Source organism: Campylobacter sp. IFREMER_LSEM_CL292, from assembly GCF_025771615.1.
GTDB classification, from domain to species: Bacteria; Campylobacterota; Campylobacteria; order Campylobacterales; family Campylobacteraceae; genus Campylobacter_D; species Campylobacter_D lari_D.
Genome location: NZ_JAKMQP010000007.1, coordinates 69,408 through 82,637, shown reverse-complemented (window position 1 = coordinate 82,637; position 13,230 = coordinate 69,408). Strand labels below are relative to the sequence as shown.

Genomic DNA, 13,230 nt, shown 5'->3' with positions numbered 1-13,230 from the left:
TTCATTGACAATATTTTGATAATGAACTTGGAATATTAATATTTTATTTATAAATTTTTACTTAAAAATATTTTAAGATAAAAAATATCTTAAATACTGCAAATACAACAATATTAATACTTTTAATAAAAAAATTATTGTAAAAATTTAATCTTATTTTCTAAAACACTTTTTGGAGTAAGTCCGATGAATTTTTCATTTATTTTGCCTTTTTCATCATAAAAAACTATCACAGGCACACCATAAATTCCACCTACAGCTTTAGACAAAAATGAACTTGCTTTAGCTTCATATAAAAGTGGCAAATCTAACTTTTTTTCCAAAAGAATTTTTTGAGCTTCTTCTTTTGACTTAGCTCCATTTAACACTGCTAAAATAGGAAAGTTTCTTTCTTTATAAAGCTCGTTTAGCATAGGAATTTGCGCATTACACGCACCACAATCTTGCGTGAAAAAAAATAAAGCATAAGCTTGATTTGCATTTTGTGTTTTTAAGGTTTTTTCAAAACCATCGTATTTAAAAGTATAGTTTTGACTTGAATTTAAGGTTTGAAATTCACTATTTGAGCATGCACTAAAGAAAAAAACACTTATTAAAGCCAAGAAGCAATAGAAGCTTTTAGTTGTGACCATGGTTTTTCTCCTATGATTTTATCTTGCACAACTCCATCTTTAATGACAAAAGTTGTTGGTACTGCAAAAATGTTAAATCTTTGCCATGATATATCTAAATCATCTTGCAAAAATATAATATTTTTATAATCATATTTTGTAGCAAATTCTTCAAAATCTTTCCCTTTATCCACAGAATCAAGCGCTAAAATAGTGATTTTTTTAGGATATTCGCTAGCTAGTTTTTCCAAGAGTGGTAAGTCTTTTAAACAAGATGCACAACCTTGCTCTACAAAGGTTAAAACAATGAGATTATCAAAATCAGCTAGTTTGATTTTCTCACCTTCTAAATTTTTAGCTGCGATTTCTGGTGCTTTTAAGCCTACTTTGCCGCCATTTTTATTGTTGTTTTCAAAACACGCACTTAAAAAAACTAAACATAAACAAGCTAAAATTATACTTTTAATTTTCACTTTTCATCACTCCATGGCTTAAAATGATAGTTCTATCAGCAAAGGTGGCTAAGTCTGGATTGTGAGTGATTAAAACTATGGTTTTGCCATCTTGTTTTAATTTACAAAAAAGTTCTAGAATATTTTTTTCATTTGCCTCATCTAAATTTCCAGTTGGCTCATCTGCTAATAAAATTTCAGGATCATTCACTAAAGCTCTTGCTATGCATAGCCTTTGTTGCTCCCCGCCACTTAATTGGCTAGGTAAATGCGTAAGTCTGTGTGAAAGCCCTACTTTTTCTAGTGCCATTATAGCGTCTTTTTGTTCTATGCTTGAGTGATAAAACTGAGCTAGCATAACATTTTCTAAGGCATTTAAATAAGGTATTAAATGAAATTGTTGAAAAATTAAGCCTATTTTCTCTCTTCTAATCACGCTTTTTTCTTCTTCGCTTAAATTTCCAACTTCTTTATCATCTAAAAAATACTCCCCACTACTTTGAGTATCCATCAAAGAAAGTATATTTAAAAGTGTTGATTTACCTGAACCTGATGGACCCATAATGGCTAGCCATTCACCTTGCTTTACTTCTAGGTTGATATTTTGCAAAGCTTTAACTTCATTAAAATTACGATTTAAATTTGAAATTTTTATAATATTTTTCATCACTCACCCTTTAAATTTTCACAAACATTGATTTTTAAAGCCTTTTTTAGTGGTAAGATGCTTGCAAAAAATGCAAATACCAAAGAAACAAGTACCGCAAAAAATACTGAAAGCAATCTAAAATCTATACTTGCATTAAAAATCAAATACCCAAAAATATTTGCCAAAAAATATCCACAAAAAGCACCAAGCAAACTCGCACTTAAACTTAAAATAAATACTTCAGCTCCAAAAAGTTTAATAACTTCTTTATGCTTAGCTCCTAGTGCAAGGTGCAAGGCTATTTCTTTTTTTCTTGAAAAAATCACTGCACTAAGAGTGGTATTTACGCTCAAAGAACTAATGAGCAAAATAGTTAAACTAATCAAAGCCATCAAAGCCTTGATCTTTTCTAAAATCACACCTTCACTAATGGATACTGAAGCTATGACTTTGGCTTCTACATTAGCCTTGCTAAGTTCTTTTGCTTTTTGATCTAAGCTTTCATAATCACCTAGTAAAATAGCTTGAGCATAATTTATCACTTCTTTAGCTGCTAACTCTTGAGCTTTTTTTAAAGAGATGATTAAAACCCCATCTTGCTCATCATTGTTTCTTAAAATAGCTTTGATTTTTACTTTGACTATTTTAGATATACTTGGGTTATAAATTTGCAATTCTTGTCCTATTTTAAGCTCTAATTGTTTAGCTAAATCAGCCCCCACAAAGGCACTATCTTCACTAAAATCACTCAAAGAAAAGCTTCCTTTTAAAACCTCCATAAAAGGCTTGGTAAGCTTTAAATTTGCAAAATCAACCCCAACAACTACCGCACTTGAACTTTCAAGATTATAAAAACCATATAAAAATGGGGTTAAAGCTTTTGCTTTCAAGTTTTCTTTGGCTTGATTAAATTCATCCATGTTTAAAAACTCATCATCTTTTGGCGTGATGATAAAATTAGCTCCATAAGCTTTTAATTCTTTGGACAATTTTGTGTCAATATCAAAATAAATATTAAAAAACGAAGCACTTACCATAGCACCAATAAACACAGCTATAAAAATAACACAAACTCTTTTATAAGAAAAAATAAGAGATTTAAAAACCTCTTGCATAAAAAAATTATTTCCCATATAAAACCTCTGAAGTAGAAAGTTTAGAAATTCCTTTGATAGAAAACAAACATCCTAAAAATACTATAAGCACTGCAAAAAATAAACAAATTGGTAGGATAATCCAGGAAATTTCAATGGTATGTTCAAATATACTCAAGGCGATAATCTCTGACATACCTATACCAAAAGCAAAGCCCAAAACAGCCCCAACTAAAGCTACCACAACCCCTTCTAACGCAAAAATCATATAAATTTGCAAAGTGCTAGCACCTAAAGCTTTTAAAAGCCCTATCTCATTTTTTCTTCTAAAAATATCCGCACTCATTAAAGATGATATGGCTATGGAAGCTACGATTAAGCATATAATGCTAACTACTGCCATTAAAGATTGAATTTTAGATACTATCAAACTTTCTGCATCTGAAATCGCACTCACTACTTTTGTGCTTGCACCTTTAAAATCTTCTGCAATTTGATAGGCAATAGAACTTACATAAGCAGTGCAATACCACTGATCATACTCAAGCTGATCAAGACTATCTACATCGCGTCTTGCTTTTTGTGCTAAATCATTTTCAGGTATAGTCAAAGCTGAAACTTCTGCTTTTGAGAATAAACCTTCTTTTTTAGAAAGCTTTTGTGCTAAAAGCAAAGAAGTGATGATTTTATTTGAAAAAGCTTGAGTTAAATCCATAATACCAACAATTTTTACTTTAAAAATTTGATCATTTTGCACAAGGGTGATTTCATCATCTATTTTCAAATCATACTTTTGTGCTAAATCTATTCCTAGCATTATTTCATCTAAACTATCATCTTTTGGGTAATTTCCTTTGATTTGACTATATTTGTATAATTCTTTAATACCTGCATAAAAATCATCATCATCTTGAATCTTTATAGCCTTATCAAAATAAGTTCCCACTAAAGAGATATTTTCATAATTTGCATTTGGAGTTTGAATTTTTACCTGAGTATCTAAAAATGGCGCAAAGGCATTGATATTATTTCTCCAAAAAATTTCTTTTATAGTATGGAGCTTGTTTTCTTCTAAAAAATTTTGATTTTTCAAAGGCTCATAAATTTTATTACCCACTTCTACACTCAAACTTGCACCTTTAGGTAAAACTAAAATGTTTGATCCATAACTTCTTAATTCTTTTGTAATTTCATTACCTATACCCAAAGTAAGATTTAACATAGTAGCCATAAGTAAAGTAGCTAAAAAAATCGTTAGTAAGGCTAGAGATTTTTGGATTTTATTTTGAAAAATAGAGTTTTTTACAATCTTAACTTGCATAGTCATTTCCTAATAAATTATGAATTCTATATTTTGAAGATTTATTCATATCAATGTATTTTAAAGGATCGTTTTTAAACTCTTCATAATTTTTTTCATTAGCAAAAAAATATGTTCTTCCTTTATAAACATAAGATCTTGGTGCTTTTAAGTTAATAAGCTCGGTATGATCAATAGGATCATAAACTTTCTTTTCTACTACTTGAGTGAAAAAATTTACCCCATCTAAAATTTCTGAAAAAGGTATGATAACTTTACCATTTTCAAATTTATATTTCATAGGGATAGGATTACACCCACCTGCCTTACCTACACTTGGTAAGAAAATTCTAACATTACATGAAATACAAATTAACTCTCCACCTTTTTTAACATACCCCATATCTCCACATATACTACAAGCATCAAAAACTGCTACTGGAGAGTCTTTATCTTCTCTTTTGTTAATTAAGAAAAATCTTACCACTTTACCCTCATCGCTAATATAAGCAAAGCGATGTAAGTTATTATCTCTTAATATTGCCACATCAAAAACAAATTCATTATTTTCATTTGGCTCTACATAGGTTGGCTCGTCTATGGTGATTGGTCTTGAAGCATGCAAGTCATAAAAGAGAAAAATACAAAGACTTAAAATCATAGCACTAAAAATACTTGCACTAAAATTAGTTATAGTTGAATTTTTTGCTTGATTTTTTCTAAATTCTATATCAAAATCTTTTTTCTTGCTGTTTTCACTCACTCTTTGCTTTAGAGCTAAAACTATACAAATTCCTAGCAATAAAAACCATATATATGTATAAAATTTAGCATAATATACACTTTTTGCCACATAGCTTAAATATAAACTTTCTGTTTCTATCACACCTTCTCTCATAAGGTGCAATAAAATTTGTGCTAAAGCTTCATTTAGATAAAAAATCACGATAATGAGTAAAAATAAATTTAAAAATTTAAATTTAAATTCCCTTAGCCATCTTGTAAAAAGATAAACCCCAAAACACATCACAAAAGCAAGCAAAATAAGCCCAAAAGAACTAATCGCTAAAGAATCTAAAAAATTAGTGCTTAATATAGGAAAGTCGATAGAAATATGTAAATATTTTATACCAAAAGCAAAAGATAATAAAAAAAGCAATATTACTTGAATTTTTTCTTTTAAAAAATTATTTTTTATAAAAGAAAAAATGATAACACTTAAAAGCAATAAAACAAATAAAACATCATTAGAAAAATACAACAAATCATAACTTAATGTTTTAGCGCTAATAAAAAAAGCAAAATAAGAAAAAACAAAACCCACAAAAGCAAGTTTAAACACTAAAGAATTTTTTAGATTATAAAAAAATAAAGCACTTAAAAGTGTGTAAGAAAAAAATACTCCAAAAAAATGTACAAAATAAATCGACATAGGCTCTTCTTTGATAGAATTTATTTATAAAATCAATAATTTTATAAATAAACCCTAGCAAAAAGCTAGGGAAAAAATCACTTAGGTTTTCCTGTGTATTTAAAGTTGTATTTAACTGAAAATGGCTCAAACCATTTACCAACACCCGTTTCTTTATCAACATGGCGTCCAAAACCTTGTTTTTCTGGGCTTTCTATTAAAAATACTAACTCGTAATTTCCAATACCTGTATCCATTTTTAAATTTGCACCATAGTGAGGGCCATCATCTGCTACCATAGGCATAAGAGTTCCTGTTTTTACTTTACCATTGTCAAGATTAGTTAGCTTATAAGCTATAGTTAAATAAGGAATCCAAAAACCTTCTGGAAAGCCGTTTTTATTACCCTTTAATGCATGAATATCTGCTTCAAGGTGAATATCTGCTAAACTTGCTGCAAGATCAATCCCTCTTGGCTCCATTTCGATTGGCTGCAAATAAACAGCTGCTATTTCCATACCATTTAACTCATAAGGATCGCCAATTGGCACCTCTGCTGCAAAAACTGAACTAGCTAAAATACTAGCTGCTGCACCTAAACTTAATAAAGTTTTTTTCATATTTTTTCCCTTTTATTTGAAATTTGCTTTGTTATAAAAATACCCATAATGAGTAAGATTAAAACCATAAACTGAGGTATGATGCTCTCATAGTAAGGATAAATTCCAAGCCATAAAATTCCTTCAAAATCAAAAGGAAGTAAGCTTGGTGTAATAACCTTGGCTTCTATGAGCTCACCAATGCCTTTGCCTGTAAAGACAAAGACCATATAAAAAATAATGTATGAAGTTATATAGAAAAATTGTTTTACTGGTATTTTTAAAGCACCAGCTTTTAATAAATAATAAAGTATTATAAGTATAATTAATCCACTAGCTAATCCTATAAATATAAAACTATAATCTGTGCTTGTTTTTGCATCAAATAATAAAGCTTGATAAAAAAGAATAGTTTCAGCACCTTCTCTGTATACAGCTAAAAACACACTAAACCATAAAGTTTTTGCTGAATTATTTGAGATAGCTTCAACTGCTTGAGTTTTTACATAATTTGCCCATTTTTTATTTTGCGCATTTGATAAAAGCCAAAAACCGACATAAAATAGTAATGCAACAGCCACAAGCATAGTAATGCCCTCTAAAAATTCTCTACTTTGCCCTGCTTGTTCTTTAAAAATCCATGAAATAAAAAATGCAGTTACAAAACTTAAAAATACTCCACTCCAAAGTGCTGAATATACTATACTTAAACGCTTTTTATTGCCACTTTGAACTAAATATGAAACTATGGCTACAACAATGATTAAAGCCTCTAAACCTTCTCTTAAGATAATACCCAAAGCCCATATAAATAAAGACATAGGTGAAGATTCTTGAATTTTATCCAAAGAATTTTCAATTAATGCACCAAGCTCATCAAAATTCTGTTTTAATTCTTCTTTAGAAGCACTTGCTTTAATAAGTGCAACACCTTTTGAAAAATAACTTTCTATTTTTAATTTTAAAGCACTATCAATAGCACCAATTTTACTTTCCATACCACTTGCTTCAAAAATATCCAAATAAACATTTTGTAAAGCATCTATGCTATTTAAATTAAAACCATCATAATTTTGTAAAATATTATTAAGTGCAATTTTTATATCATCATATACTTTAGTATAGTTTTTAGTACTCATAACACTTTCATCAAAGCCTTTAACCTGAAGTAAAGCTAATTCTTCTTTGGGTAAAGCTAGGAATGCTTCATATAATAAATCTGATATGTCTGAAATTTCATCTCTTATAGCTTTTTCATCCAAAGTGTTATTGTTGATTTTTCTTATTATAGTTCTAAGTTTTGTTTGTATTTTTTTATCCATACCCGCTTTTGTGTATCTTGCTACTAAAACTTCTACCTTTGAATTTCTATAATCTTCGAATAATGCTGATTGGATTAAATCTTTAGCTTTTTGGTAATCTTTATTCACAAAAGCCAATGCTGCTTGATCAAGTTTTGAAATCATTGAATCCATTAAAAATTGCAATCTTGCATCCATAGCTGAAGCTTCTTGTAAGGCTAATAATGTTTCGTCTTTTTGGATATTTTGCTCTTGAGTAGTTGAATTTTGAGTCAAATTTGATGATGTTTGTCCTTTAAAATCCTCTCCAAGTAAAGATGCAAACATAGCTTCAGCTTGCGCTTGACGCTCTTTTTCTGCTTTTAAAGATGAGCTTTCAGCTGCTTTTTTATCATAATTTATATCACTAGCTTCAGCTTTTAATTGAAATCCTTTTTCTAATATAGGAACGACTTCATCTAAATCAAAATACAAGCTACTAATTAAAGCTTCTATCTTAGAAATATCTTCTTTATCTTTATACATTTTTCTTAAATTAATAAATTTACGCTCCATCACAATGACTTTTCTACCGACATTGCGACCAATAGAGCCTTCCATGGTTTCAAAATGCTGAAAATATGCATCTTCAGCTTTTTTCTTAGCTTCTAAATTTTTATTATCTTTATATAACACCATGCTTTCATTCAAAATTTGCTTAATATTTTGACTTTCTTTTTGATAATCAATATCCCTAGCAAGTGTTAAAGAACAAAATAAAAAAATCATTAATAAACTTATTTTTTTAAACACTATTTTACTCCGAAATGATATTCATTTTTAAAATCATAGTCACAAGTATAGTACTAGCTTTCTTAAATTTAGATAAACATTATCATTATTTATTTCATAATAAATCATACAAAAATACTACAAAATGCTACTTTTATCTACAAAATAAGATAAAAAATTATTATTTTTAGCTTTTATATTTATTTTTTATTTATTTTAACAATAAAAATAAGTTTTTATTTGCTAATATGTATCGTTTTTTAAAATTACAAGGAGTTTTTTATGCTAGTTATTACTCATGAAAAACCAAGCAAACTCAAAAAAATGTTAAAAAATTTAGGTTTTTGGGTGATTATAGGAATTATAGCTGGCATTTGCCTTGGCTTATTAGATAAGGAATTTGCATTAGCTAGTAAAATCGGTGTAGATTATTTTATACAAGCTTTAAAAATTCTCATAGGTCCTATTATATTTTTAACTATTGTTTTAGGTGTTATTAGTCTTGAAAGCTTAAAACAAGTTGGAAGCATAGGAGCTAAAGCTTTGCTTTATTTTGAAATAGTAAGCACTTTTGCTTTAGCTATTGGCATTTTTATGGCAAACATTATGGGACCTGGTAAAGGAATGAACCTTGATCCAAGCACTCTAGATCAAGAAAGTGTGGCTCAATTTGTTAATAAAAATATAGAAATAAGTGTGCAAAATGAAATTTTGCATATTTTAAAAGACGCTATACCTACTGATATCATAGCTGCTTTTAGCGAGGGAAAAACTTTGCAAATCTTAGTTATAGCCCTAGCTTGTGCTTTTATTATTTCACTTATGAGAATTGATGAGAGAAAAGCTATACAAAAAACCTTAGAAATTATGCAAAGTTTTGTTTTTAAAATCTTAGAAATCATTATGTATTTTTCTCCCATCGCCGCTTTTTCTGCGATGGCTTTTTTAGTGGCAAAATATGGACTTGATTCTTTATTAAATTTGGGTTATTTGCTTATTGTTATGTTGCTTGCTTCTTTGCTTTTTATCTTTGGAGTTTTAGGGCTTATTTGTTTTATTGCTAAAGTCAATATTTTTAAATTTATGCATTTTATCTCAAGAGAAGTTTTAATAGTTTTTGCCACGAGTTCTAGCGAATCAGCATTAGCTCCGCTTATGAGAAAACTTGAAAAAGCAGGAATTTCAAAAGCCACTGTGGGCTTGGTATTACCAACTGGATATAGTTTTAATCTTGATTGTACTAATATTTATTTGGCTATGAGTTTAATTTTCCTTGCTCAAGCTTTTAATGTAGAACTTTCTTTAACTCATGAAATTAGCATTTTAATAGTGCTTATGATAGCCTCAAAAGGTGCTGTTGGTGTGACTGGATCAGGTTTTATTATACTAGGAAGTACACTTGCGGCTTTATCTAATATGCACATTGCAGAAGCTAACAATGGCTTAGGAGCAAGTTTGGGCGAGGTTTTACCTGTGGCTGCCATTTCTATACTTTTGGGCGTGGATAAATTTATGTCTGAAATTCGTGCTGTGGGAAATTTATGTGGTAATAGCGTAGCAGCTTTAATCGTAGCTATTTGGGATAAACAAATAGACTGGGAAAAGTTTCGCTACGCTCTAGATAATCCTAAAGAATTTACTAATGCGGGTTTTGATTAAAAAACCTCTTTTTGAATTTTTTCTACATATTTTTCTCTTAGTTTTTGGGTATAAAAGCCCACCTTACCATCATTAATTACCTTACTATCTGCTTTTATAATACCTAAAATCAAAAAAGTAGCCGCAGAAATAAACACCTCATCAGCCTCATACACTTCTTTCATACTAAAAGCTCTTTGATCTACTTTAAGATCAAGTTCTTTTGCAAATTTTAAGATATTTTTACGGCGAATTCCTGGTAAGATTTCATTAGAAAATGGCTTAGTGATTAAAGTTTTATCTTTTATAATAAAAGCTGAACTACTAGAAGCTTCCGTAACTAAAGCATTTTCTACCATAAAAGCTTCAAAAACCTTAGCTTTAACAGCTTCTTCTTTTGCAAGACATTGAGCTAATAAAGAAATTGATTTTATATCCCTTCTTTTCCACCTTAAATCAGCTGTTGAAATAACACTTACTCCATTTTTAGCAAACTCATGCTCAATCACCTTGCATTCAAAAGCAAAGGCCATAATAGTAGGTTTTAACTCCTTTAAAAGAGCAAAATTTCTACTAGCAACCCCTCTAGTAATTTGCATATAAAGCCCGCCTTCTTTGAGAGAATTTTTAATGATTAATTGTTTTAAAATATTTTCAAATTCTTCTTTTGTATAAGGAATTTGTAGATCAATTTGGGCTAAACTACGCTCAAAACGCTCCCAAAATTCTTCTTTATCAGCTATTTTTGCATTTACCACAGGAACTACTTCATAAATTCCATCTCCAAAGATAAAACCTCTATCAAAAATACTCACTTTAGCTTCGCTAGCTTTTATAAATTCATCATTTAAAAATACTATTTCCATCTCTTGCATAAACTCTCCTTTTAATCAAATAAATCAATAATATCTTTTGGTAAATCAAGCTGATTAGAATAATAAAAATACTTAGCTAAAACTAAAATTCCTATATAAAATTCTATCTTTTCATCTAAAAATTGCTCTATATAAGCATGAGCATTTTGTATGATTTCTTTTGCTCTATGTGGATTAGCTAAATAATAATCAAGCAAAGCTTCTACATTTTCATAATCATCATCAATCAAAGCAAAATGCTCATTTGGAACTAACTTTCCTTCCATAAACCAAGTTTCATAACGCATTTTTGGGGCTAAAACTAAAGAATTAGAACTTAACGACCAAATCAAATTACTAGCAAAAGTGTTACCTTCAAGTGATATTAAAAATTTATACTGCAATTGATCTTGCTTGCTTAAAAATGTTTTTTTCCACTCATTACAACCTTTTCCTGTGTGACCAATATCACATTTTTTATTTGAAATATTTTTTTCAAAAAACTTCACTCTATTGTTTTGATAGGCAGCACCTCTAAAAATAGCAATGTTTTTTTTATCTTCAAAAACATATTTATCCTTTAAAAAAACAAAATGTCTATTTTTATCTAACTTCATAATTATATTATTATAGTTATTATTGCAAATAGGTCTATCTTTGCAAATTGAAGCTTCTTTTAAAATATAAGAAATATCACCAAAAGCTTTAATCCATAAAAAATCATCATTAAAATATTTACTAATTGTATAAGCATCATAAGCCAATGAGGTTTTCTTAAAAGGGAATTTTCCTATTTTTTCAGCAGCTTGTGATAATGTAATATGCTTTGCTCTATCAAAATTTAGTTTATTGTAATAATTTATTCTCTTTTTTACACACTCCTTTTTTTCTGTGTTCAGTAATAAGATATCAGAAAAAATATTTTTTAACTTACTCTGAAATAAAATTCTTGGAATAAAAGCTCCGCCTATGCCTTTTACATTCATCATAAATCTAGAATCTGCCATCTTTTTCTTTCTTTATATGCAAAAATAATGTAAATTTTAACACAAGATTTCATTTACAAGACTTAAAATTTATCTTATTTAAAAACAAAAATGCTAAAATCACAAAAATCACATACTTACTAGGTAAAACAATGAAAATACAAGAATTTATTTTAAACTTTATTTTTAAAGTTTCAAATCAACCTGTTAATTTAAAAGATTTATTAGAAGCAAATGCCTTGTTAAATGAAGGTATGATGATAGATCCTGCGAAATTAAATTTTAAATTTAAGGTATTTAATTCTTATCTTATATACACCCTTTTTTGTATAGCTATTTTAGTTCCTATGCTTATCATCAGCCATTATTTTTTAACAATTATTGATTTTCATATTAGCATCTTGAGTGCTATTTTTGTTACCGCTTGTGTTTTTGTTGGCTATGATATTTTTAAAATTTATACTAGAAAAGTAATAAGCAAAAGATTATTGAAAAAAGCCTGGACTTTACATTTTCCATATTTTGCTTATGAAAAATATTCAAAAATAGCAGAAAATATTTATAATCAAGCTATTAAAGAAGAAATTCCAAAAAATCAACTTGAACAATATGTTTTAGAAAAAATCATTCAAACACAAGATTAATCTAAAAAGTCTAAAACTTGATTTTGAAAATACAATGCTTCAAGCTGTCTTTGAAGCTCTTTGTTTTCTTCATCTAAAACTAATTCTTGCGATCTTAAATCTGCTATTTCTCTACTTACATAATAAATTTGATTTCTAATATAAATTTGTGGGAAAAATATCAATAAAGCAAATGCTATCATCAAACCTGCGTATAATAAATTTTTAGGGGTTAAATTTTTATTTTCCTCACTTACTATGCTATCTAAAAGTTCGTATTTATCTTCTTGATTATATTCTTGGTTTTCTTCAAGCCTTACCTTTTCTTCTAAAATTTTTTGCTCTTGCTTAGCTAATTTTTCTTTTTCTTTTAATTCTTCTTGAGCTTTTTTTATTTTTTCTTGTTCGATTTTTTTTTGCTCTTTTAATTCTTGTTTGAGTTTGACTTTTTCTTTTCTTTTTTCTTTTAAATCTTGAAATTTTGAAGCGACAAAGACATTACTTTGAGTAAGAATTTTAGATATTTGAATAGAATCTTTTTTTTCTTGTTGTATTTTTTCTACTTTTTTTACTTCCTGCAAAGTTTTAGCATTTTTAGATGGCTTAAGATTTTTATCATTTTTTTTATCAAATTTTTCTTTTTGCTTTTTGAAAAAATTGAGTTGTAATTTAAAAGGCTTTTTTTCTTCTAATTTAACATTTATCAAATCTTCTTTTAAATAAATAGTGGATTGTTTTTTAGGTTTTTCTTTATATTCTTCATCAAAGTCTGTAAATTTGGGTCTTTTTTTACGCTGTATTCTATTTTTTAATATGCGATCGCTTTCATTGAAATTGTGCTCATGCTCTTCATAAGGTCTACCTTCTTTAATAGCTCTAGAATATTTCAACATTTTTTCGCGTATATTTTGTTTTTCTTTTAAAAAATCATCTTCAATCAT

Annotated in this window: 13 protein-coding genes; 2 read left to right on the top strand and 11 right to left on the bottom strand. The window is 28.4% G+C overall.

All coding sequences use genetic code 11. The features are described 5' to 3' along the window. Positions 1-134: 134 nt before the first annotated feature. The 8 genes from L8T82_RS05530 to L8T82_RS05495 all read right to left on the bottom strand — a co-directional run bounded on the left by L8T82_RS05530 (position 135) and on the right by L8T82_RS05495 (position 8,185). The gene (locus L8T82_RS05530; RefSeq protein ID WP_263726059.1) at positions 135-632 is read right to left on the bottom strand and encodes a TlpA family protein disulfide reductase; all 498 of its coding nucleotides are present in this window, start codon (positions 630-632) and stop codon (positions 135-137) included. Then, the gene (locus L8T82_RS05525; protein ID WP_263669958.1) at positions 593-1,084 is read right to left on the bottom strand and encodes a TlpA family protein disulfide reductase; all 492 of its coding nucleotides are present in this window, start codon (positions 1,082-1,084) and stop codon (positions 593-595) included. The genes L8T82_RS05530 and L8T82_RS05525 overlap by 40 nt, the downstream gene beginning before the upstream one ends. Next, on the bottom strand, positions 1,074-1,730 hold the full coding sequence (locus L8T82_RS05520) for an ABC transporter ATP-binding protein (RefSeq protein WP_012661870.1): 657 nt from the start codon (positions 1,728-1,730) through the stop codon (positions 1,074-1,076). The genes L8T82_RS05525 and L8T82_RS05520 overlap by 11 nt, the downstream gene beginning before the upstream one ends. Next, positions 1,730-2,845 (bottom strand): ABC transporter permease, encoded by a 1,116-nt coding sequence (locus L8T82_RS05515; protein WP_263726058.1) that lies wholly within the window; start codon positions 2,843-2,845, stop codon positions 1,730-1,732. The genes L8T82_RS05520 and L8T82_RS05515 overlap by 1 nt, the downstream gene beginning before the upstream one ends. After that, complete coding sequence (locus L8T82_RS05510) at positions 2,835-4,127, bottom strand: ABC transporter permease (RefSeq protein WP_263726057.1); 1,293 nt, start codon at positions 4,125-4,127, stop codon at positions 2,835-2,837. The genes L8T82_RS05515 and L8T82_RS05510 overlap by 11 nt, the downstream gene beginning before the upstream one ends. Next, positions 4,117-5,538, bottom strand: coding sequence for a Fe-S-containing protein (locus L8T82_RS05505; RefSeq protein ID WP_263660235.1), 1,422 nt, complete (start codon positions 5,536-5,538; stop codon positions 4,117-4,119). The genes L8T82_RS05510 and L8T82_RS05505 overlap by 11 nt, the downstream gene beginning before the upstream one ends. 77 nt (positions 5,539-5,615) lie before the next feature. Then, positions 5,616-6,137, bottom strand: coding sequence for a ferrirhodotorulic acid transporter, periplasmic binding protein (locus tag L8T82_RS05500; RefSeq protein ID WP_012661874.1), 522 nt, complete (start codon positions 6,135-6,137; stop codon positions 5,616-5,618). Next, positions 6,134-8,185 carry an FTR1 family iron permease gene (locus tag L8T82_RS05495; protein WP_263726056.1) on the bottom strand — a complete coding sequence of 684 codons (2,052 nt, stop codon included), beginning with the start codon at positions 8,183-8,185 and terminating at the stop codon, positions 6,134-6,136. Before L8T82_RS05495 ends, L8T82_RS05500 begins: the two co-directional genes overlap by 4 nt. Positions 8,186-8,470: 285 nt before the next feature. Here L8T82_RS05495 and L8T82_RS05490 point away from each other — a divergent pair, with 285 nt between their 5' ends. Continuing rightward, a complete protein-coding gene (locus L8T82_RS05490) occupies positions 8,471-9,847 on the top strand; it encodes a cation:dicarboxylate symporter family transporter (RefSeq protein WP_263709287.1) in 1,377 nt (458 codons plus the stop codon). On the opposite strand, the gene L8T82_RS05485 is transcribed toward L8T82_RS05490, so the two are convergent. Both L8T82_RS05485 and L8T82_RS05480 read right to left on the bottom strand, forming a co-directional pair. Next, positions 9,844-10,701, bottom strand: coding sequence for a D-amino acid aminotransferase (locus tag L8T82_RS05485; protein WP_263726055.1), 858 nt, complete (start codon positions 10,699-10,701; stop codon positions 9,844-9,846). The two genes, L8T82_RS05490 and L8T82_RS05485, sit on opposite strands and share 4 nt — an antisense overlap. Positions 10,702-10,712: 11 nt before the next feature. Further along, on the bottom strand, positions 10,713-11,687 hold the full coding sequence (locus tag L8T82_RS05480) for a glycosyl transferase family 90 (RefSeq protein ID WP_263666432.1): 975 nt from the start codon (positions 11,685-11,687) through the stop codon (positions 10,713-10,715). Between the two features lie 131 nt (positions 11,688-11,818). Here L8T82_RS05480 and L8T82_RS05475 point away from each other — a divergent pair, with 131 nt between their 5' ends. After that, positions 11,819-12,310: a hypothetical protein gene (locus L8T82_RS05475; RefSeq protein ID WP_133319905.1), complete on the top strand. Its 492-nt coding sequence runs from the start codon at positions 11,819-11,821 to the stop codon at positions 12,308-12,310. Here the strand turns inward: L8T82_RS05475 and L8T82_RS05470 are convergent. Beyond that, entirely contained in the window at positions 12,307-13,230 is a 924-nt protein-coding gene (locus L8T82_RS05470; RefSeq protein ID WP_263726054.1) for a hypothetical protein, read from the bottom strand. The genes L8T82_RS05475 and L8T82_RS05470 overlap by 4 nt on opposite strands.